This window comes from Alteromonas ulvae (genome assembly GCF_048987005.1).
Taxonomy (GTDB): Bacteria; Pseudomonadota; Gammaproteobacteria; order Enterobacterales; family Alteromonadaceae; genus Alteromonas.
In genome coordinates this window covers 267,583-290,845 of record NZ_CP185261.1, presented here as the reverse complement: position 1 = coordinate 290,845, position 23,263 = coordinate 267,583, and the positions used below count along the sequence as shown (strand labels likewise).

Below are 23,263 nucleotides of genomic sequence, written 5' to 3'. Positions count from 1 at the left end.
GTAGCCGAATTTACAAATGCTGTCGTTAAATAACTAAAGACATATCATTTATCCTTATCGCTACGCCGGTTTTATCCGTTAACGTTCTATTTAAACGAATAGAAGCGTACTAATAATTGGTATGCCGAAATGACCTGCTGAGCTTGTTCGCGACTTCCTCCTTTATCGGGGTGCAGCTGCTGTAGCTTTTTTCTGTAGTGTTTTTTAATCTCTTTCAAAGAATAGGCGTCATGTTCTTCAAGGGGTAATGCAGCGCAGGGCCAGGTGAGCCCAAGTATACGATGGGCTGTTTCAATATCGCCATCGTTGAAAGAAGCGTATTGGGCCTTTCCCATTGTTGTCCAAAAGCTTGCTAGTAATGCCTCAACACTCTCTTCGTCAGTTTGTTCGAAATTGTTCCAATCTAAATAATAAGAAGCCAATGCATCGTGAGGGCCTATCTTGTGCGCACTTTCTGTTATTGCTAATTCATCTTCAGGTGCAAGTGTAGGCTCCGGTGCAAGCTTTTGTGCCATCTCTTGTTTAGGCTCAGCGGCACCTGCACCTCTACTTGCGAATGAATCAAGGCGAATGTTAAGCGTATGAATATCAAGCTTGCCTACCCCATTCTTAAGCCATATCGAACGCAGTTGATAGAGTGCGTTAAACAAAATGAAGTGGGTTTTAAACAGCATAAGCGGATCGCGCAGGGCCTCTTCATCAAAAACGGCATAAGGCGGCTTTTTTAACATCGAAATAAGGGTGTACTCACTGACGCCCTCCTCAAACATGCTCACCATGGTTGATAGAATATCGACTAACATGTCAGCAAGGAGTTCGTGTAATGGCGAGTCACCTTGCGCTGTGCTTACAGTATTGGTGTTCAAACTACTTCTCGTAAAAATGCTACTTTTCAAAATTCTACTTTTCAAAATCTTGTCTTTGAGAGTGTTGTTGCTCAAAATCTCATCTTAATAGGCACACGGTATCACGAGCAATTAAGGAGCCGCCACTTTATAAGCGAGTGTATTCAAGCTGCGGATGATTTCACGCTATCAACGTTTTCACGCTGCAAGAATTTCCCCTTTGCAGGCGCAACATGCAAGAAACCTCATATATTGGTGCACTTAGCACTACACTTATCACCGCACTTGTTACTGGGCTGGGAGAAAAGTGAATGGAGCACCATTGCACATTTATCTTTTATAAAATAATCCAAAACTCCGAAATGCCTGTTAAAGTAGTCAAAAATATAAAACAAAAATAATGGAGTTCCCTTGAAAATAGTAGTCGCGTTAACCAGCATTCTTGGTTTTTTGATGGTTGTATTACCAGGCCCTTTGTATCAATTCGCCGGTGTAGGCTTAGGTACGGCATTTACGTCTTTACGTTACGGTGTTTACGTTGGCGGTGCTGCTCTCATCCTTATCGTGCTTCAGGTGGTCATAAATCGTAAAAATATTAGCTGGGGGAGCACTATCGTATATGCTGTTTTAGCGTTAATTGCGGTTGCAATGCCAGTCAGCATGATGAGCAAGGCAAGCACTGTACCGCCTATTCACGACATTACCACTGATGTTACCAACCCACCTGAATTTGTTGCTATTGCACCGCTTCGCGAAGGTGCGCCAAACGATATTAATTACGAAGGCGGCGATATTACTAAGCAGCAGTTGGAGGCTTATCCAGAAATTAAAACGCAGCTATTTCCACAGCCGGTAAGTGAAGTGTACGCTGCTGCAGAAAAAGCCATTGCGCTCCTTGGCTGGGACAACGTTACCGCTGGCGCCCTGCCTAACACGCTAGAAGCCACAGATACAACGACATGGTTTGGCTTTAAAGACGATGTAGTAATTAGGCTGACAGAAAAAGGCGACAACACCCTTGTTGATGTTCGCAGCAAGTCTCGAGTAGGTAAAAGTGACTTAGGTAAAAACGCAGAACGCATTAATACCTTTATGGCAGAGCTTAGAAAGCAGCTTGACTAAGTGAGAACTAGGACATAGTGACTTAGAATAAACATCTGAAAAATAAAAAATTAAATTAAGATTAGCGATATAATCGCTAGCACATAAAAGCCCGCCTTGTTCAGCAAGTCGGGCTTTTTAATTTCTGTCACACAAAGCAGTGCTTTTTAAGCCGGGTAATAATAAACACGTGTTATTTGCATCTAAAGCATCCCATGAATCGTTTCACTACTGAACTTGTTTTTGCTTTAAGGATAATCATGGCTTCAGGTTATGCAATTTCAGCGCTATCTCTTAGCGTTGCATCAATACTATACGCGTCACCCTCTTTTGCACTGGCTTTTGACCTCGATGCTCCCGCAGAAGGTGATATAGAGCATATTCGCATAAAAGGCGATATGTCACAGAAAAGTGGCGAATTTGTGTCTGCATCCCAAGGCTGGGTTTCGGGCGATACGTTGCTTGAACGCCCCATGTTGCGCACGGGCGAAATGCTTGAATTCATACCTGGCATGATGGTCACTCAACATAGCGGCTCGGGCAAAGCTAATCAGTATTTTTTGCGCGGTTTTAACTTAGACCACGGCACCGACTTTACCGTTAGCGTTGATGGCATGCCCATCAATATGCGTAGCCATGGTCATGGACAAGGCTATAGCGACCTTAACTTTGTCATCCCCGAAATGGTAGATAACTTGAGTTATTTTAAAGGCACCTACTATGCGAATATTGGCGATTTCTCTAGTGCCGGTGGTGCATTCTTTAATTTAAAAAATTCTCTCGACGACAATCGCCTGTTTTTTACCCTTGGTGAATACGGCTACCAGAGACTCGCTACATTAAACCACGCTGACATCGGCGAAGGTAAGGCCATTGCGGCGTTTGAGTACCAGACATACGACGGCCCATGGACTGATATCAGTGAAGATGTGCGGAAAAAGAATGCCAACATTCGCTATGTCACGCCTTTGTTCGACGGGGAGTTAACGGTAACGGGAATGGCATACGACAATAGCTGGAACGGTGCTGATCAAGTGCCCGCCCGCGCTATAGAAAGCGGTCTAATCGATCGCCTTGGCTCTATTGACACCGACGTTGGAGGAGAATCTTCACGCTATTCACTATCTGCAAACTACACCAGCGATGGCATTAATGCTTCGTTTTATGCCATTGATACCGACTTAACGTTGTTTTCTAACTTCACCTATTTCTTAGATAACCCAGAAACGGGAGACCAGTTTGAGCAAGCTGACGACCGGCAAATTTATGGTGGCGAAATATTTACCACAGTACCGCTGGCGGTAACCGATGGCAGTACCATTACCATGGGTGCTCAATGGCGTTTCGACGATATTGAGAATGTAGGCCTCTATCGCACGCAGAACTTGCAACGCGTAGGCACGATTAGAGAGGACGCCATAAAGAGCAGTAGCTACTCTTTGTTCGCACAGTCAAACATACTGCTAACAGACGCCCTGAGCCTATCCCTCGGTGGTCGTTACGATTACCTAGATGTGGATGTGACAAGCGACCTCGCGGCCAATAGCGGTGAAGAAAGTGATGGCCTATTTACGCTAAAAGCAGCGCTAAAATACGCTATTACCGACGATATCACAGCGTTTGCCAACATTGGCCAAGGCTTTCATTCTAATGACGCCCGTGGTGCAACCATTACCATTGACCCTGTAAGTTCAGAGCCAACACCGGCATCACCATTATTGGTCAAATCGTTAGGTTATGAGACAGGTGTCAATTATACAGACGGAAGAACCTTCAACATCTCCGCCGCACTATGGCGATTAGAGCTGGACAGCGAGTTGCTGTATGTAGGCGATGCAGGTTTTACAGAGCCAAGCCGGCCGTCAGAAAGAAATGGTATTGAGCTAAGCGCGTATTATTGGATAAGTCACCACCTTACCACCGATATTGAAGCGGCTTACACTAATGCTCGCTTTAGCGATAGGGTTGAGGGTGAAGGCCGACATATTGATGGCACAGTTCCTGGTGTTGTCAGCGCAGGGGCGACCTACTATCAAAATAGCGACCAGCTAGGCATGAGTTATATGCTTCGTGCTCGTTATTTAAGCTCGCGAACGGTAGAAAGCTTTGATGAAGTTTCTCCGCCATCGACGTTTTTACTCAATGCCCAAGTTGCCTATCGCCAGCCAACGTGGGATGTCACTCTTGAAGTGTTAAACGCATTAGATAGCGACGACCATGATATTGACTATTTTTATGCATCACGCCTCCCTGGCGAACCTGAGGAAGGCATAGAAGATTTGCATTATCACCCTGTAGAGCCTCGCAACGTGCGCGTCACGTTCTCGTTGCGATATTAAAAATTAAAAAAACGAAGTGCATTTTTGTACTTCCCTCCCCCGTTCATCACTGTTGCAAGGTATTATCTTAGTCATTACCCCGATTTGAGTTGATGCCTTGCTTTTTTATCCATTTTTTTGTTTAGCTTCTCACCCTACTCTTTTTCTTACTTTTGCCCTTCTTGGCTTCCGTTTACCGAAAAATAACAACGCAATCTCCTTCCCACATTAAATATTTGTTAATATGCTTTTTAAACGTCACTGAACAACGTACTCTCAACCGGCTGTTAAGTCTTCACTGTTGGAATAAGTTACCTATGAAATGGATATGTCATTACAGCCTTTTAGCCGTAATTTGGGCTTCGCTGTATTCCTGCGTATGGGCAATGGTATTATTAACCGCAAGTACATTTGCGCACGCTGAATCAGCGTCGTTACCTGAGTATGTACAACCGTCTGAGGTGTTAGCATTTAGTGGCTCAACGGTGAGAAAACGTTTTTTCTTTAGTGTGTATAAAATAAGTCATTTTATGGCTTGGCCTCAAGAAACCCCCGATGATCCTAACGAACTTATCAAGCTGATTTCTACAGGACAATTTTCACAACGGGTGGAAATAGAGTTTCTCCGAGATGTTTCTCGAAAACAAGTTGAAGAAGCATTAATGGACGGCATCGAACGCAATAACCCCAATATCGATTTGAGTGATATTAAAAATGAAATAGCGCGATTATCAGATGGTTTTGATAGCGATATCACTGAAAACTCGCGATTAATATTATCGCGTGTGAATGTGGGTAAACTTATAGTATATTTCAACGAGCGAAAGATCGTTGAAACAGATAACAGCGAGCTCACTAGAGCCCTGTGGTCAATATGGTTTGGTCAAAAGCCAATAGTAGATAACAAAGCATTAATAGCAAATAAAATGCAATAAGAGTAATGGGGCGATTGAGTGAAGGTTGTAAAAGGCAGTATACGTTGTGATAGATTCCTTGTTCCCTATCGTATTTATGGGGACAAACCAAACACTATTGTATGCATAAGCGGAGCAAAACAAACCATGGCAGTATGGCGAAGCTTTGTTAAGCGCTTTGTGCCCTCTTTCTCTGTTGTTGTATTTGACTTGCCCGGCACTGGTCGCGCGGAAATACTCTCAGGCGCTCCACAAGTGACCTTCGAAGAGCAGCAACAAGTGCTGCTTAACGTAATTGAAGACACAGCCAAAACCGATCAAGTAGTACTCGCCGCTGCGTCATGGGGGACTATATTAGCAGCGTACATTGCCGCAAAGTACCCAACTAAAATAGAAAAAATGATACTAGGGAGTTTTGGGGTATCTACCAACGATACTATTTTAGAGCTAATTCACCGCGGTCAAACGGCGTTTAAGACCGGTGACGTTGAAAACATTGCGCCTCTGATGATTGAGTGTTTTGGCCAATATATTCCAGAATCGCAAAAACAACAAATGATCAATCAGTTTTCAAACATGGATGAGAAAGAGCTGCTAAATTTTTACGAGCACTGCGAGTTTGTGAAGACCAGCAGAGACATTAGCAAGCTGATTAACTTACGTGAAATTGAAGCGAAAACCTTGGTTATTTGTGGTGAACATGACACCATTTTAGACCACGAAGGTATTCGAGCGGCAGTGACTAAAATTCCAAATTGCGTATATAAACTCGTGCCCGATACAGGCCATTTTTTGCATTGGGAAAAACCATCAATTTTAGATACTTACAGCAACTTCCTTAACTCTACAGAAAGCGCGTAACATCTAAAAAATAAAGGCGTAGTTAACGATTGCGCCTTTTTTACTCTCCTCTTAGTATCACCGCGGTGCTCATCTCCTTAAACCATACTGAATCCTCTGAAATCATTGCATCCACAGAGCATGTAAATCTTGATTACCACTGCGTTCATCGCAGCCTCATTGACCGTTCAATTTTTACCCTACACTATAAGAACATCAAAGTAATAAGAAACTATCTCGAAAAATCATAGCGACAAAAAGCAACACACAATAAGACTAAAAAACGATAAGGGAACACTCATGCAATCCATCACCAAGTGGTTCACGCTTCTGCTAGGACTAGCGATAATACCTGCTTATTCAGCGGTCCTCATGAAACCTATAAAAGATCCAGATCTTCAATACAAGGGAGAGTTACTCACTGGTAATTACAACGAACAAATAACCCATCCTGACACTTTGCTCGGCTTTCCCATTGGCTCTCGCGTTGCCGACCCAGCGCAAATACACAGTGCTGTGATGCACTGGGCTGAGCAAAGCGATAGATTACACGTAGTCGAGTATGCGCGCACCCATGAAGGTCGCCCACTGATTGCCGCGTTTATATCTACGCCGGCGTTACTCAGTGAACTGGATAGCATTAAAAGTAATATCGACAAGCTCGCTAATCCTTTAACTACCAGCGATAGCCAAGCCAGCAACATCATCAATTCACTGCCAGCCGTTGCCTGGATGGCATACTCTATTCACGGCAATGAAACATCAGGCGCCGATGCAGCGTTAACCGCTATTTATCACCTAATCGCCAGTGAAGACAAAGACGTGGAAGCACTGCTTGACGATATGGTGGTGGTGATAGACCCCATGATGAACCCTGACGGCCGCGCTCGATTTGCCAAATCACTCGAGCAGTATCGTGGTACGGCGCCAAATGTTGACGACCAGTCGTTGCTGCACCGTGGTGACTGGCCTTACGGCAGAACAAATCACTACTTTTTCGATTTAAACCGAGATTTCTTTTATCTAACGCAGCCTGAAACCGTCGGTCGCGTTAAAATGATTAATGACTGGCGGCCCCAGCTAATGATTGATGGTCATGAAATGGGAAGCCAAGATACGTTTTTAATGGGTCCCCCCCGCCAACCACTAAACCAAAACATTGATCCTAATTTGCAAAAATGGGCAAAAACCTTTGCCCGTGATCAGTCTGCCGCTTTTGATGAGAAAGGCTGGCGCTATTATACCGGTGAATGGTTTGAAAACTGGTACCCAGGCTATTCAAACTACGCTGAATATCGCGGTACCATGCATATTCTTTACGAGCAATCTCGTATGGCTGAAGACGGCGTGCGTCGACCTGAAGGTACGGTGCAGACCTATATGGAATCGGTGCATCATCAGTTTGTATCCACCCTTGCCAACCTCAAGACGTTGGATAAAAACAGTAAAGCCATGTACCAAGATTATTGGCAGGGGCGCAAAAATAATGTGGCCTCAAAAGGCAAATTCGCCAATCGCACTTACGTGGTAATGGCAAATGATAACGTGGGAAGAACAAGCGCACTGGTAAGCCGTTTGCAGGCACAGGATATTAATGTGTATGTTGCGGATAAAGATATTGAAGTAGACCGTGCTACCACTCAATTAGGTGAAGTGAAAGAAGACCTCATCATTCCCAAGGGAAGCCTTGTTATACCCAACCGCCAGCCTGAGGCACCGCTTATTGCCGCTATCATGGAGTTTGACGCTGGCGTTAATGACGCCGTATTACTAGAGGAGCGTCAGAAAACCCTGCGTGACGGTTCATCACTGATGTACGATACCACTGCATGGAACTTAACCATGATGTACGGTCTAGAAAGCGTCACCGTGCCAGAGCATCTTACTAGTAATATGAGCCTGTATAAACCAAGCGCCCACACCCATACCTTACTGGATAATGCTATTGCATGGATAGTTGACGGTGCCGATGATAGATCTGTTGCTTTTGCTGCAAGGCTGATGGAACGCGGTGTTTATGTTCGTTATATCGACCGCGAATCAGAGTTTGCAAACACGGCTTTCCATCGAGGCTCTATTGCGGTAACGGTGACCGATAACCCCAATACAGAAAATCTTGCAAGCCTAATAAAGCAAACCGCCGATGAGCTTATGATATCGGTAACTGCTACAACAAGTGGCTTTGGTGAGGGCGAATTACCTGAGTGGGGAGGCAAGCATTTTGATCTGCTTACAAGGCCGCAAGTGGCTATTTTAAGCCATGGCAATGTGTCTAGCTATGATGTGGGCGCAACCTGGTATAGCATCGATGTTAACTTGGGCATTCGCCATAGCCAAATAGACGTAAACTCTTTAAATCGCACTGACTTGCGTCGTTACAATGTCATTGTGCTCCCCACTAGCTACGGCGCACTTGATAAATCTAAGCAAGCACTTTTAGATGAATGGGTTAACAATGGCGGAACGCTTATCGCTCACGGCAAAAGTGCGGCAGCTTTAGCGGGTAAAGATGGCATTGCCAATGTGAAAACCATTGAAAACAGCTTTGAAAAAGCGCTTGATTACGATATTTCTTTACACCGTGAATATATGGCGACTTTAGACGAAATAGATACCAAGGCAGCCATGTCTCATACATTAAATACAGACTTCGCTTTTCCATGGGACGATTTGCCTAAACCGCTTAAAGAGGAAGAGCTAAGCCGCCGCGATAAATGGTTAAGCCACTTTATGCCGAGCGGCGCTATGGTGGCAGGCCGAACTGACCAACAGCATTGGCTAACAGCCGGCACGCCAAAAGTACTACCATTGCTTTATAGCGATCAACCATTGCTGATGTCGGCAGACAACAGCGAAGCCGTTGTAAGGGCTGGAGTTTTTTCATCTAAAAGTGCTAAAAACCAAGAAAAAAGTGAATCAAAGAAAAGTGAGAAAAACGCCGATCGCTGGTTCACACTGCCACACGATAAAACGCTTAACGTTCGTATGAGCGGCTTACTGTGGCCAGAAGCACAGCAGCGTATTGCCAATACCGCTTACTTAACTCGTGAACGCAGTGGCAAGGGGCAAATTATTTTGTTTTCTGGGCAGCCGAACTTCCGCGGTGCGGCATTAGGTACCAACAGATTACTGCTTAACGCTATTGTTTATGGTCCAGGTCTTGGTAGTCAACAACGTGTAGCACTTTAACCAACGCCTGAGGTGACGTTTTATATTAGGGGCTGAAAGTAGGCCCCTTTCCTTTTAGCGAGTAACAACACCAGAAAATTCGGTTTAAATACGTGTTATTAGCACAGTGCAATTGCCAATGCATGGTCTTCAATAGTGTTTTACCCCTTCACTTCTCACCTACAAACCCCATGTAGTTATTGCTATAGTTGGTGTCTTCGCCATCCTTTTTTCGCTACTGAGAACCGCCAACATGGAAAGCCAATCAGTTATCGACTGCCTCGAAAAAGTAGAGTTATTTCAAGGTTTAACAACACAAGAACTCAGTATATTTGTAAACTTAGCCAGCCAAAAAATACTTAAAAAAGGCGATATGCTGTTCCGAGGGCACGACGTATCCGATACGCTGTATGTTATTGAAAATGGCAGTGTACAATTATTTGATGAGCGCACAGAGCCTCATCAAAGTTTAACCGTGTTTTCACACTATGAATTCATTGGTGAGACCATACTCATAGCGCCACCGCATCAGCATCACTTAAGCGCACGGGCACTTTCACCAGTCACGTTGATCACGTTCGAGCGTGACACCTTACTAGCAGCATTGAGCGAACATGGCAAAATAGCACTGCAGATATCAGCCACTATTTCGCAAATTATCATCCGGCGAATGCAGTATGCGAATAATCGTTATGAGAATATAGCTACCCTGTATCAGGCGAGTGGGCAACGCAACGAACGTGATTTACTCGGGGATAAACAGGTCCCTCAAACGGCGTATTATGGTATTCAAACGCTTAGGGCACTCGAAAATTTTGATATCAGTGGGATCACGCTGAATTTCTACCCTGATTTTATATGCGGTCTGGCTAAGGTAAAGAAGGCAGCTGCACTGGCAAACTTTGAGTTAGGTAATCTCTCAGAAGAAATTAAAACCGCGATTTGCCAAGCGTGCGACGAGATTACCCTAGGGGCGCTGCATAACCATTTTATTGTCGACATGATCCAAGGGGGAGCAGGCACATCGACCAACATGAACATAAACGAAGTAGTAGCCAATAGAGCCTTAGAAATAATGGGAAGACCCCTTGGCGACTATCAATATTGCCACCCAAACAATCATGTGAATTGCTCCCAATCGACCAACGATGCTTACCCCACGGCCATTAAAGTTGCACTGATGGACGCCAATGAAAAATTGCTGCAAGTGATTAATCGCCTCGTGGTGTGCTTAGAAGATAAAGCGCTAGAATTTCAACACGTGTTGAAAATGGGCCGCACCCAATTACAAGATGCGGTACCAATGACGCTGGGGCAAAGCTTTAAAGCGTTTGCCAGCAGTTTAAAGAACGAGTTACTACGATTAAATACCAGTAGCGCACAATTTCTAGAGGTTAACATGGGCGGCACAGCAATTGGCACAGGCATTAATGCCGCGCCAATTTATCGGGAACGTGTGGTACATCACTTATCTGACATTACACGCAGAAATATACGCTTAGCCGACGATTTGATTGAAGCCACCCACGATACGGGGGCCTTGGTGATGTATTCATCGGCGCTGAAGCAATTAGCCGTGAAATTGTCCAAGATATGCAACGATCTTCGTTTATTGTCATCGGGCCCAAGAGCAGGGTTAAACGAAATCAATTTACCACCAATGCAGCCTGGCTCGTCCATTATGCCCGGCAAAGTAAACCCGGTTATCCCCGAGGTCGTTAATCAAATTGCCTTTAAAGTAATTGGGAATGATTTAACCGTAACCTTAGCCGCTGAAGCCGGTCAGTTAGAGTTAAATGTGATGGAGCCCGTCATGGTTGAGAGTGTTTTTGAGTCGATAGAAATATTGAAATCAGGTATGGATACCCTCGCTACTCGATGTATTACCGGAATAACTGCCAACCAAAGCGTGTGCGAACACAATGTGAAATCTTCGATTGGCATTGTCACCGCACTCAACCCGCATTTGGGTTACGATATTAGTACAGCGCTGGCCAAAGAAGCGCTGTCAACGGGTAACAGCGTGTATGATTTAGTATTAGAAAAGCAGCTTATGTCTAAAGAAAAGCTCGACGAGGTATTATCACCTGAAAATATGGTGCAATAGCGCTGCACATTTATAACATGGTGTTGAGAGGCTCAATACCACCATAATTAGGCGACGATGAGAGAGCGAAGTGGGTTATTGCCCCACTTCAGCGCCAATAGTTAAAACCGAACCGCCGCTTTTGATAGGTGGCGTTTGATTAACCATCATGACTGTTCCCGTCATTGGCGCCACGATGGTTTCGACTACGTTTCCAAAGTAATCCAACACGGTGCCCACTTCTTGGCCTTGTTGTACTTTATCACCAATAGCAACAACTGGCTGGAAAAAGCCGGTGGTTGTGCTTTTTGCTGACGTTAAGGTATCGTAAATAATAGGATCTGGATGCTCGATAGGCTCTCCTGCTAACATATCCAGAAAAACCATGGTGTTTCTAGCCACTGTGAACGCCTCTTTTACAAATTCTTCCTTCGATTGCGCAAGATGACCAATTTCAGTAGTAAGGCCCGGCTTTCCTCGTGTCATTGCGGTGTTAGGGTAAGAAATAGAGTTATTTGGATCTCTTGGCCTGTCACCGTAAAGCACAATATGTTGCATGCCTGTTGCCTTAGCAAACGCTAGCGTCAATTCATCTAACGCTTTGTCACCAATAAACGGCGAATAGACATGATTTAGCAGGGTTTGGTTTGCGCTACCAGAATGCATATCAACCAAAAAATCAGCCTTATCGATGAATTCGTTTGTCAGTAAGTCTGCAATTTGCTCGGTAGGCGTGCCAACAGCACTACCTGGAAACTCTCTATTTAAGTTTTTCTCATCCCGAGGGTTAAGCGCTAGCCGGTGTTCATGGAAACCGTCCAAATTTGCCAAGTGCAACACAACCAGTACGCCACTCATTTCCTTAGGATTAATACTTTGCTGCAGCTGCTGTAATGCGAGCATCGACGGGTACTCGTCGCCGTGTATACCTGCTGTTAGCAGAAGTACGGGGCCTTCGTTTTTGCCGTTAATAACGGTGACGGGCAGAGAAATATCCCTTTCACCAGCCATATATGATGTTTTCTCACCAGAATGGGTGGTCACTCCCATGAGCTCAAAAGGCGCGTTGGCACTGACAGGAAAACGCAGTGTACACAACACAAGCGCCAAAATGGAAATCACAGACTTTCTTTTAAAAAGCATACTCAAACCTTTAACAAAAAATTAGTATGGTAAGTAAGCCAGAACGCTTTTACTTAATCAATACAGTATTTTAAACTCATTCAAGGAAACATGCCTTCATCACAGCACCGCAGCTCGTCTCGGCATAGTGATGCTGAATTGTTGTGTAAACCACACCGCTGAAAATTCTAGAAGCATTGTGTATACGCTATACATTCATTAACATCGTCTATTATCAGAGAGGGAATTGACAGGCATATGCGAATGAAATGTTTAACGTGGGTAACGGTCGTTGTCAGCCTATTTCTCACTGCCTGCACACCTTCCCCCCTTCCCAACAACATTGTGGTTAGCGGTCCCTTTGAGCCAGTCAATAACGACCCTGCAAGCACAGGATATATGTTTACCAGAATGCAGGTTTTAGAAACGTTGGTAGACGTCGATAATCAAGGCCGACTCATTCCCGGACTTGCAACAAGTTGGAAGAGTAATAACGATTTTACGGAATGGACGTTTAACCTTCGTTCAGGTGTCTATTTTCACGATGGAACATTGATGACGGTTGACGCCGCGTATAACAGTTTGTCGGTTGCCTTGGGCAAACCTACGCCTTTTTCAAAAGACATGATTGACAATATGGAAATCGAGTCTGAGTCATCCATCACGTTCACGTTAAATCAGAGTTATCGTCCATTTCCTTCATTGTTGAGTAACTACACCACAGCCATTGTCGCTCCCTCCTCCTTCGGTAAGTTCAATCGAATTAAAACCCTCATAGGCACTGGTCCATATAAAATTACTCACTTCGAACCGCCCCATAGCCTAAGCACTACAAAATTTAATGACTATTGGGGAGAACCTGCAACGATTGAAAATGTGGACTATATTACAGGCCACCGCTCAGAAACTCGCGCACTTATGGTAAGAACAGGTGAAGCAGATATTGTCTATAATTTAGATCCCGCAGCCGTCAATATGTTGCGCACAGACTCTAACGTAAACTTATTTAGCGATAAAATTCCCCGTACAACCCTGATTAAACTTAACAGCCGTCATCCTATTCTTTCAGACGTAAAAGTAAGGCAGGCACTAAGTTTAGCAATCGATAGAAAGGGCATTGCGATGGGCGTGATGCGAATTCCCGATATTGCTGCAGATCAGTTATTTGGGCCGAATATCCGCGACTGGCACATCCGCAAGCCAGAGAAACGTAACGATAATGTGTCACAGACATCTCACCAACAAAAAGCGGTTCAGTTACTCACTGAAGCAGGCTGGATAGAAGGCAGCGACGGCTTGCGCTACAAAGACGGCAAAAAGCTTTCGCTTACTATGATCACCTATGCCAATCGCCCTGAACTCATCACCATAGCCACCGCGATACAGGATCAATGGAAGCAAATTGGTGTGTCTCTCTCTGTGCACATGGAGAATGTCAGCGCCATTCCCTCTGGGCATGCCGATGGCTCATTAGAGACGGCGCTCATGGCTCGTAATTTTGCCAACATCCCCGACCCCCTTGGAATAATGCTTGCTGACTTCTCCTCAGAAGAAGGTGGCGATTGGGGACCGATGAATTGGCATAACGAAACGGTTTTCAACACGATTAAGAGCTTAAGCCTAACCACCGATGAGCAATCGTATAACGCCAAAATAGAGACGATAATGACGGAAATTGAACAAGATATGCCGCTTATTCCCGTTATTTACTATGTACAGCAAACTGCGACGTCAAGTCGACTCAAAAACTTTAGTTTTGATCCTTACGAACGTTCTTTTCGTCTTTCTCAAATGAAAATAGCCCCGTAATAATGAAAAATATTCTTTTCCACAGATTGCTGCAATCTGTATTAATGGCATGGAGCGTGGGTACACTCACGTTTGTGTTAACCCGTTCACTACCCGGTGACATGGCCTACAAAATTGCCGCAGGTCGGTATGGTGATGATGCAGTATCCACACGTGCAGCCAACGCTGTTGCAGAAGAGTTGGGCTTAAACAGGAGTGGTTTGGAACAGTACCTAGCTTGGATGGGCGATCTCATAACCCTCGATTTAGGCACGAGTCTCGTTACCGGAGCGCCCATTGTATACGAGTTACAAAATCAGCTTTCCTATACCCTTGTTCTCGCGGGGTTTGCCATACTGGTTTCTGCGTGCATTGCTTTTCCCTTAGGCATATATAGTGGATTAAACAGTACTAAAACCCGCTATGCTCTGTTTGATAAATCTGCACTCGTGTTCTCAACCCTTATTCGTTCTCAGCCAGTGTTTTGTTTGGGGTTAATACTCATTTTTATTTTTGCGCTAGAGCTTAACTGGCTGCCCGTGGCTGGCTCATCGGGCTTTGTCTACACCATATTACCGGTTTTCACACTAGGACTTAGTCTTGCCGCCATATCCAACCGAGTGATAAGAAATAGCACGGTTAATGCCCTCCATTCTGGCTATTTCCACTTTGCAAAGATAAAAGGGCTCAGCAATGCCAAAGCGTTTTCGCGCCATGCACTACCGAATATTGCCATTCCAGCTTTCGCATTTATGGGCATTCAACTTATAGGATTAATTGAAGGCGTGATAATGATAGAAAGCCTGTTTGCATGGCCGGGTATTGGTCATGGCCTCTCACATGCCGTCTTCGCACGCGACATTCCTATGTTGCAAGGCACGGCTTTATTAATGGGCGTATTGTTTGTACTGGTCAATACCTTGGTAGATTTAAGCCAGTACGTCCTCGACCCAAGAGTAAGAGCTAACACAGAAACGCAACCATGAACAACTTCATCTTGTCTTCAACAAAATTAATAGGCATTGCGCTTTTAGGTTTGCTTCTGCTCGTTGCCGTTGGCGAGCCCATTTTTTTGGGGGTGAATGGCAATCAGCAAAATTTAAAGATGGCGCTTATCGCGCCAAATGCACAGCACTGGTTAGGTACTGACCAATATGGTCGAGACATGTTAGCCAGAATCTCAGAGGGCCTTCGTATTTCTTTATCTCTCGCCGCCCTTTGCGTGTTAAGTTCATCCATATTGGGTGTGACATTAGGTGTGGTTGCGGCGTGGTGTAAAGGCTGGGTGGATACGACATTAAATTTCCTAGCCAATACCGTATTAGCACTACCTGGGCTTGTGCTCATTTTGCTTTTTGCGGCCTTTGTTCCAGGCTCATTTGCCATGTTGTATTTGGCTATCTCCATTGTGTTAGCCGTTGAATATTTTCGGCTAGTACGCGCTATCACGCTGCCCATTGTGGAGGGGCCAGCCCTGGAATGCTCAATGCTCATGGGCTTTGGAAAAGCTTATCTATTTAAAATGCATATTTGGCCCGCGATAAAAAAAGACGTAATGTCGCTCGCTGCGTTTGGAGCGTCAACGTCTATTATCGCGATGGCGTCGGTGGGCTTTGTTTACGTGGGATTAAAGCCACCTAGCCCAGAACTGGGTTTAATGATAGTTGAGCTGTTTCCTTATTATCACGAGGCACCGTGGCTGCTTGCTCAGCCCATTATTACGCTATTTATATTAGTGTTGGGCTTTCATTTATTGGCTGATAACAAGGTCAGCACAGGTCAACAAAACCTGCTTGTTGCAAAGCAATCACCTACGTCGTCAAAACATAATGCGCAAGAGCAGAACCAGTGAACACGCTAATTACTATTGAAAATTTGACTATTCGCGCTGGCAGCTCGGTGATTGTTGAGAATGTCACGCTTCAACTAGAACAGGGTGAGACCCTCACGCTATTAGGTGAAACAGGCGCCGGAAAAAGCTTACTTGCTCAAGCCATTATGGGCGACTTACCCAGTGCACTTGAGGTAACAGGTTCTATCATCGTAAACGGTGTCGATATGTTAAATACGGATAAACATGACCGCGAAAAAATGTGGGGCCGCGATATTGTTTTGCTTCCCCAAGAGCCTTGGCACTCATTAAGCCCAATGATGGCAATTGGCCAACAAGTTGCCGAAGTGTTTCAGTTCACACAACAGCGCGACAAGCAAACCGCCCAGCGTGATGGGCATCAAAAACTCGCCAACCTCGGCCTACACAACGACACGCATAAAGTGCCTTCACAGCTTTCTGGAGGCATGGCGCAGCGTGTGGCATTTGCATGTGCTTCTGCTTCCCAAGCCCCTTTATTCATTGCTGACGAGCCGACCAAAGGACTTGATGCCAGTCGTAAAAGCGACATCATTGCTCAACTTAAACAAAAGGCAAAACAAGGTACACTGCTTACAATCACTCATGATGTAACGGTGGCTGAGGCATTGGGCGGCAGGTGTATCGTGATGAAAAACGGGCGACTCATAGAAACAGGCGATACCAGTACGATAATATCCAACCCAAGCACGGACTATACGCAAACACTTATTGAATCGGCACCCCAGCATTGGCCTGAAAAAATGCCCACTTGCGAACATTTTTCGCCGCTCGTTTCAATAAAAGATTTACGTGTATCTAGAGGTGGAAAAAATGTTTTTTCCGAGGTTAGCTTTACCTTGGGGAAGGGTGAAATTGTTGGGTTAAGCGGTGATAGTGGTAGCGGCAAAACGTCGTTAGGTGATGCCCTGCTAGGGCTTCTTCCCTACCGAGGCAACATTCAATTTCATCATGCTCTTTCTCGCCACCAGAAACTAAAGCTATATCAAGACCCGCCCAGCGCCTTTGCTGAACATGTTCCATTGAGTACACTTATTCATGACGTTATAAAGCTACACAAGGTGCCAAAAAGTCAGATGAGTGAGCTCGCCTCACTGTTAAGCCTAGACTCTCTATTATTTGAGCGCACGGCGTCAGAAGTGAGCGGCGGTGAGCTTCAGCGCATTGCACTTTTACGAGCCCTGTTGCTCAAACCCAAGTTACTGATAGCCGATGAACCCACCTCAAGACTCGACCCTATCACAAGTAAAAAGATCACCCATTTGCTTGTAGAACGGTGCAGAGAAGCCAACTGCACCGTCCTTTTCATTAGTCACGACATCGCCCAGTTAGAAAAAACCTGTGATCGCATCGTACAACTTGGCTCGTTATCCCATCATTTTCCAAAAAACTGACCTCTGACAGTATCCCTGAACGTTAAAACCGATAACTTGCTGAAAGTCTAAAGCGCTGAGGGACACCAGGCTCAACCCAAACGTCCGCAAAAGAGTTAGTATAAAACTCTTCATCAAATAGATTGTCAATGTCCACTCTCACCGATACGTTTTCTATAGGCTGAATTTCAGCGAACGCTCGCACTGTGGTGTAACTGGGTAAGTAGAAGTCAGTCGCGGTTTGACCCAAACGCTCGTCAACATATAACACGCCTGACCCCACGCGAACCGGCATGCCAGCAAGCACTAGGCCTTTGCTTATCTGTACACTGAACTGGTTCTCTGGTACGTTAATTAACGGGTCGCCGGCTTCTATCGCAGCGACAAAGTTGGCATCTGCTGTATTGTTGGTGCTTTCAGCATCAACAAACGCGTATGACACCCAAAGTAAAATATCGTTTTCGAACTCAGCGTTAATATCCAGTTCAACACCTCGACTTCGAGCTTCACCAGCTGGAGTAAGGAAAAAACCGTCAGACGCTTCCGGGCGGTCATCGAAAACAAGTATATTACTTTGTTCAATATTGAATACCGAGAACGTGATGTCGCCACGCACGTTATCAAACATTGAGGTTAAATCAGCCTTTATCCCCATTTCTGTAGATTCAGATTTATTTGGCTCGAACGGATTGCCAGCAAAATCTGACCCGGTTAACTGACGAAAGCCTTCACCGTACGTCGCGTAAATGCTTGTAGCATCGTTAAACACATACACAGCGCCAACTTGCGGTGAAAACCGAGTGTTCTCTTGGGATGTGGTACTCACCGGGCTTGCCAGGCGGTTATCAATGTCTTGTTCAAATTTATCAAAACGACCACCCAAACGAATTTGCAGGTTGTCAGTAATATTAATTTGATCTTGGAAATAGACGCCCCAAGCTTTCTGTTCCTCTAAACGATCCAGGTTGTCTGAAAGCGGAACGTCCGGCAATGGAGAATAATCTGGGTTGAAAATATCAACCACTAAGTATTGGTCTAAATCTAAGTCGTTGATGTTGGTATCGCTTGAGAAAAACGGTGGACGATAGCGAAGGATCACTTGGTCATTTTCAAACCTATCATAGTCTGCACCAATGATTACTCGGTGGGTTAGCGAGCCCGTGTCGAACTGACCGGCAATTTCACCGCGCAGTACTAAGTAATCAGTTTGATAATTGCGATAGCGTGCAAAGCGCGACAACAGAGCCTGATCTGGATCGATAAACAAGGTTTGGCGACCGCTAAAATTCGCTTCCAGCGCGTTACCTTCAAATGTCGTGTCCCGCAAGCCTGCACCTAAAAGAAGGCTCCAATCGTCAGCTAATTCATGAGAAATCTCAATTTGATGCCCAACCACTTCTGTATCAATGGTGGCGCCACTCGGATCGCCGGTGAAAGTCTCGATGGGTTGATGACCTAGCTTACCATCAAGTGCTGCGACGCCGCGATCGAAGGGGATTTTTTGTTCGGTATACTCTAATTCATAGGTTACTGAGGTATCGGCTGACACATCCCATGTTACCGATGGATAAAATCCAAAACGTTCTGTCTCTACAACGTCTCGAAAACTTTCTGCATCTTCATAAAAACCCACCAGGCGCACACCAACGCTGTCTGTATCGCCAGCAACCGTTTGCACGTCTGCCTCTATTCGCTTTTGATCCCAACTTCCGTAAGTTGCTTTTACTTCACCGCCCTGTCGAAATTGGGGACGCTTTGTAATTAGGTTTATTGCACCACCAGGTTCACCACGGCCGAACAACGCCGCTTTTGGACCTTTTAAGATATCAACTTGTTCGATACCCGATAGGTCGCGGGGCCCGCCAAATCCACGACCGGCATTAAAGCCGTTGACTAAAAATCCACTGGGCAGGTTTTCATCACCTGAAAAACCGCGAATGGCAAAGCTGTTCCATAGCCCACCAAAGTTGTTTTGACGCGCTACAGACGCTGAAAGATCCAATGCATCATTAAGGTTAATAGCTCCGGCGTCGGAAAGTAGGCCCAAATCGATACTTTGAGCAGCGGCAGGCACCTCTTTGTATTCGAAAGCACCCTGATATGCGCGGTGCATACCACGAACCGTAATTTTCTCAATGTCGGTTTCACTTGATGTACTGTTATCTTGTGCGTACGAAGACGTGTTAAAAAACGTTGCTAAAGTGACAGCGAGAGTGGTTTTTACCCAGTTAGGTTTCATCAGTGTTTTCCTGTAACTCTTTTTTGTGTTTTTGGTGTGAATTGTGGCCGTTGTTTGAAGCTCTCAAGCGAAAACGCTGGCGCTTTAAACATATGATAATAATAGAAATCGCGGAGAGTGGCGTGGAATTGTCGTACGCTGTTTTCGTAGCGCACCATCGCTTTCACGTCGGTATCTGCAGCACTTGATAGCAGTCGCTGCGTAAGCAAAGACGGCGACAGCCATGCCACATAACCGGCTATTTCATCTTTTTTAAGCGTGGCGGCTTGATAAGACTTCGAGAGCTCGCTCGCCATCTCATCGCCTACCTGCTGAAATGCGTAGTACCATTTCCAGTTAAACGAGCTATCGCGTTTGGGGTCAAACTCGGTGTAGTTAGCCCACTGCGGATGAGTGTTGAGAAAAGCGCTCCATGTTTGTTCAACGGGTTTGTCCCATGCACCGTTTACCGCCTCACGCTGCACAAGCACAATGTCACCACCTTCAGGCGTTTCAATAAGCGCATTAATCATAGTGTGCCCGGTAACCGGCACAACCACGGTAGTCATCAGCCACACTCCTAGCATAATAGACGCTAAGTGCGTGGCGCTGAGTTGAGCAAAGCGTTTAGCGGCGCCGATGGCAAGAACAATAATGCTCCAAATAACAATATTGCCTGTCACAATGCCACATACTTTTGTTATTGCGCTCAACCCAGCGCCGCTAGCAACAGCAAATGCAACAAAAGGAATAAGCACTGCAAGTGCAAGGGGCACCAAGGTAACGAGCACGCGAGAGGTCCATATGGCGTGAGCATTGCGCGCGGTAACGTTGAGCAAATCAAAGCGGCGCGCCTCACGTTCTTTGGCTTTTAAATCGTAGAGCAACAAAATGATAAACAGCGGTAGTAGCACGCTAGTGACAAACGCAAAATCGAAGCGCCCCAAGAAAGCGAGCTCAGGATTATCAGTGTCGCTTTCATAAATTTGCCCTTCCAGCGCTAGCATACGAACACGGTGTTTCCATGGAAATACGTCGCGCTCACCCACAGCAGAGAAGGCCAAAGGCGAAGGGGGAGCATAAGTAAGATGGAAAGAATAATAGGCAACCATGCCGTAATTAGCATGTTGAGAAAGTACGCTATTGCGTTCTACTTGGTCTTTTTCTAATAGGCGCTCAATGGTCGACTGTTGCTCCTGCATTTCTGCAAATCCAGCCCAAAGCGACATTGCACTCAACAGAAACACAACCAAGATGGTTAATTTGAACTGACCATGCCCAAATACAAAGCCTGCTTCACGTTTAATATCATTAAAACGCATCATGGGTTTAACCTCCTAACCGCAATACGAAGAAGTAGGACAGTAATACCCATCCAAAACAGCAGTTGCAAAAAGTACACGGTTGCATTGCTTAGTCGTGTTGCGGGCTTTTCGGGCTCAAAGTTAAACTCTGCCAGTAAAGACCAGTTACTTGAGTCGACTACTGCTTTATCGGCCGCCTCCTCACTGGCATTGCGGTTCATATCCAACTTGTAGTCAAGCTTCTCTGCATGGATCTTATTTAGGCCTTGAACAAACGCGAGACGCAGGGTTTCTGCTTCGCGTAAAAAGCGGTGATGGGTTTCAAGACTTGTACCGGCCAGCACCGTTGAAATAGACCGAATAGCAACCGCCGGAGAAAGCCAGCCAAATTGACGAGCAATACGGGCTTGCTCTAACTCTTGCTGCATACGATTATCAGCAAACTCATTGAGGACTTCAGCCTGACGCTGCTCAGAGTATTGCGCGACTACGCCTCTATAATTTACCGGGAGATCGTCGACCGAGTTGACGTTATACTTAGCCAGCAACTCTGCTTTGAGATTGTTAAAAGCAGGGTCGTTTGCATCATGACCATCACCTAAACTCCTTAGTCTTTCTTCTACTTTAAAATCGGCCTCAAGTTTGCCCATCGACGGCGCTAAATTGGTGGCAATACTACTGCCTAAGCGAGGAAGTAACACGCAAGCGCTCATCCAAATGACAATAAGTACGGTAAAACTCGCGCTACTTTTTTCCATGAGCGCAGAACAAGCCGTTACCACCAAAGCCCAAAGCAAGAAGTAAACGGCGTAACTTAAACTGAATAACGCAACAACCGCGGCACTTCCACTAGAAAGCGCAATATATAAACACGCTAAAAGCAGAGGCAGTAAAAAAACGCCGCTTGCAATACACAGTGCGAGTAACTTACCGAACAGAAGCTGCCAGCGCGTTGTACCTTGAGATAGCAACAGAGTTAATGTGCCCGCCTCCCGCTCTCGCGATACGCTACCGTAACCAATAAGAATGATAAATAATGGCGCAAGTACAAGGGCTAAAAAGCTGGGCGTTAAACTGCTAAAGCGGTTTAAGCCGGCTGCCTGGCGCTGTTCTGCAAACATTGCATTATTTTGCCTGTGCCCCTCTAAAAAAATTGCGGTGCCGGTGTATGGATCAACGCCAGGTTCAATTATGCTTAACGGTGTGGGAGTACGAAATACGTAATGACCGTAATGCACCATACGATGAGGGTGCTTATCGGGTTGAGCTTTAAAGCTCTGCTCTGCTTTACTTTGGAGGTGTTCACGGACATGTGCGGCTTCTTCGATATGGAATGCATTCACGAGTAAAGCAGCCAATGTCATCACCGCGCCTAATATCAACACCGTCGTGGCAACCTTGGTGCGAAGCCAATAACGCCACTGCTCTGCACATATCGTTTTAACGACACTCATTATCATAGTGTACGCCCTGCGAATGCTGAGTGAACCGCTTCGGTATCTATTGGCTTATCAGCCTCACGCTCGAAAGAGCCGGTAAGTTTACCGTTGCTTAATAACACAATTCTGTGGGCAACCTGACAGGCGCCATATACATCGTGGGTAACCATGAAAATAGTAGCGCCAGAGGCACTAAGTTCAGTTACAAGACCGTTAAACTCATCAATAGCGGCAGGATCTAAACCCGACGTAGGCTCATCGAGAAACAACACTGGGGCGTTACGTAAGAGCGCTAACGCGATGGCGGCTTTTTGGCGCATACCCTTTGAGTAGTTAGATAACGCTATATTCCACGCATCTTCTTGCAGAGCCACTTTGCGTAAAGCGGCGAAAACGTCTTCATCTGTTTTGGTAACCCCCGCCACTGACAAGAAATAACGTATATTTTCCAGCCCCGATAAATGACCGTATAAAGTGACAGACTCAGGAAGGTAAGCCACTGATTTTTGAACTTCATTGGTTTCAGTGCTCGCATTTTTACCTAAAACAGTAGCGCTGCCACTACTTGCTGGCATTAAGCCCAAAAAAGTTTTGAGCGTAGTAGACTTGCCCGCACCATTGCCACCTAAAAGTGCAAAAACCTCACCTTTATTGACATTGAAATTAAGATTGTCTAACAGTGTGCGACCATCCGCTCGCACGGTGAGCGCATCTGCGCATATCACTGAATTTGTCTGCATTGTGTGAAGAAGCTATAAAAATGAATTATTCAAGCAATGTTATATTATAACTATTGGGATGGAAATACCTTTTATTGGTATGTTTTCGACATCGCTTTTTTAATACGCTAGGCTGACAGAAAATTAAAAAGGTAAAA

At 45.4% G+C, this 23,263-nt stretch carries 16 protein-coding genes and 1 pseudogene; 11 read left to right on the top strand and 6 right to left on the bottom strand.

What is annotated here, in order from left to right:
• Positions 1-86: 86 nt before the first annotated feature.
• Positions 87-866, bottom strand: coding sequence for a DNA-J related domain-containing protein (locus ACOJR9_RS01240; protein WP_420934627.1), 780 nt, complete (start codon positions 864-866; stop codon positions 87-89).
• A gap of 390 nt (positions 867-1,256) precedes the next feature.
• Between ACOJR9_RS01240 and ACOJR9_RS01235 the strand changes: the two genes are divergently transcribed.
• From ACOJR9_RS01235 to aspA, 7 genes and pseudogenes are all read left to right on the top strand, one after another.
• On the top strand, positions 1,257-1,967 hold the full coding sequence (locus tag ACOJR9_RS01235; protein ID WP_420934626.1) for a DUF1499 domain-containing protein: 711 nt from the start codon (positions 1,257-1,259) through the stop codon (positions 1,965-1,967).
• 239 nt (positions 1,968-2,206) lie between these two features.
• A complete protein-coding gene (locus ACOJR9_RS01230) occupies positions 2,207-4,285 on the top strand; it encodes a TonB-dependent receptor (RefSeq protein ID WP_420934625.1) in 2,079 nt (692 codons plus the stop codon).
• A 296-nt stretch (positions 4,286-4,581) separates the two neighbouring features.
• Positions 4,582-5,199, top strand: coding sequence for a chalcone isomerase family protein (locus tag ACOJR9_RS01225; RefSeq protein ID WP_420934624.1), 618 nt, complete (start codon positions 4,582-4,584; stop codon positions 5,197-5,199).
• Positions 5,200-5,217: 18 nt separating this feature from the next.
• The gene (locus tag ACOJR9_RS01220) at positions 5,218-6,039 is read left to right on the top strand and encodes an alpha/beta fold hydrolase (RefSeq protein ID WP_420934623.1); all 822 of its coding nucleotides are present in this window, start codon (positions 5,218-5,220) and stop codon (positions 6,037-6,039) included.
• Positions 6,040-6,318: 279 nt separating this feature from the next.
• On the top strand, positions 6,319-9,207 hold the full coding sequence (locus tag ACOJR9_RS01215; protein ID WP_420934622.1) for a M14 family metallopeptidase: 2,889 nt from the start codon (positions 6,319-6,321) through the stop codon (positions 9,205-9,207).
• Between the two features lie 232 nt (positions 9,208-9,439).
• Positions 9,440-9,742, top strand: a pseudogene (locus ACOJR9_RS01210) (cyclic nucleotide-binding domain-containing protein); the annotation flags it as partial.
• 114 nt (positions 9,743-9,856) lie between these two features.
• Entirely contained in the window at positions 9,857-11,293 is a 1,437-nt protein-coding gene (aspA, locus tag ACOJR9_RS01205) for an aspartate ammonia-lyase (RefSeq protein WP_420936018.1), read from the top strand.
• A gap of 75 nt (positions 11,294-11,368) precedes the next feature.
• Here the strand turns inward: aspA and ACOJR9_RS01200 are convergent, their stop codons facing one another.
• Positions 11,369-12,415 carry a succinylglutamate desuccinylase/aspartoacylase family protein gene (locus tag ACOJR9_RS01200; protein ID WP_420934621.1) on the bottom strand — a complete coding sequence of 349 codons (1,047 nt, stop codon included), beginning with the start codon at positions 12,413-12,415 and terminating at the stop codon, positions 11,369-11,371.
• A gap of 243 nt (positions 12,416-12,658) precedes the next feature.
• Here ACOJR9_RS01200 and ACOJR9_RS01195 point away from each other — a divergent pair, with 243 nt between their 5' ends.
• The 4 genes from ACOJR9_RS01195 to ACOJR9_RS01180 are packed head-to-tail and all read left to right on the top strand — an operon-like array spanning position 12,659 to position 17,446.
• On the top strand, positions 12,659-14,203 hold the full coding sequence (locus tag ACOJR9_RS01195) for an ABC transporter substrate-binding protein (RefSeq protein ID WP_420934620.1): 1,545 nt from the start codon (positions 12,659-12,661) through the stop codon (positions 14,201-14,203).
• A 2-nt stretch (positions 14,204-14,205) separates the two neighbouring features.
• Positions 14,206-15,168 carry an ABC transporter permease gene (locus ACOJR9_RS01190; protein WP_420934619.1) on the top strand — a complete coding sequence of 321 codons (963 nt, stop codon included), beginning with the start codon at positions 14,206-14,208 and terminating at the stop codon, positions 15,166-15,168.
• Complete coding sequence (locus tag ACOJR9_RS01185; protein WP_420934618.1) at positions 15,165-16,034, top strand: ABC transporter permease; 870 nt, start codon at positions 15,165-15,167, stop codon at positions 16,032-16,034. Before ACOJR9_RS01190 ends, ACOJR9_RS01185 begins: the two co-directional genes overlap by 4 nt.
• Positions 16,031-17,446 carry an ABC transporter ATP-binding protein gene (locus ACOJR9_RS01180; protein ID WP_420934617.1) on the top strand — a complete coding sequence of 472 codons (1,416 nt, stop codon included), beginning with the start codon at positions 16,031-16,033 and terminating at the stop codon, positions 17,444-17,446. The genes ACOJR9_RS01185 and ACOJR9_RS01180 overlap by 4 nt, the downstream gene beginning before the upstream one ends.
• 22 nt (positions 17,447-17,468) lie before the next feature.
• On the opposite strand, the gene ACOJR9_RS01175 is transcribed toward ACOJR9_RS01180, so the two are convergent.
• Genes ACOJR9_RS01175 through ACOJR9_RS01160 form a run of 4 tightly spaced genes read right to left on the bottom strand, consistent with a single transcriptional unit; the run spans position 17,469 to position 23,126 of the window.
• Positions 17,469-19,664 carry a TonB-dependent siderophore receptor gene (locus ACOJR9_RS01175; RefSeq protein WP_420934616.1) on the bottom strand — a complete coding sequence of 732 codons (2,196 nt, stop codon included), beginning with the start codon at positions 19,662-19,664 and terminating at the stop codon, positions 17,469-17,471.
• Positions 19,664-20,968, bottom strand: coding sequence for a DUF3526 domain-containing protein (locus ACOJR9_RS01170; protein WP_420934615.1), 1,305 nt, complete (start codon positions 20,966-20,968; stop codon positions 19,664-19,666). Before ACOJR9_RS01170 ends, ACOJR9_RS01175 begins: the two co-directional genes overlap by 1 nt.
• On the bottom strand, positions 20,965-22,407 hold the full coding sequence (locus tag ACOJR9_RS01165; RefSeq protein ID WP_420934614.1) for an ABC transporter permease: 1,443 nt from the start codon (positions 22,405-22,407) through the stop codon (positions 20,965-20,967). The genes ACOJR9_RS01170 and ACOJR9_RS01165 overlap by 4 nt, the downstream gene beginning before the upstream one ends.
• Positions 22,404-23,126, bottom strand: coding sequence for an ABC transporter ATP-binding protein (locus ACOJR9_RS01160; protein WP_420934613.1), 723 nt, complete (start codon positions 23,124-23,126; stop codon positions 22,404-22,406). Before ACOJR9_RS01160 ends, ACOJR9_RS01165 begins: the two co-directional genes overlap by 4 nt.
• Between the last annotated feature and the right edge of the window lie 137 nt (positions 23,127-23,263).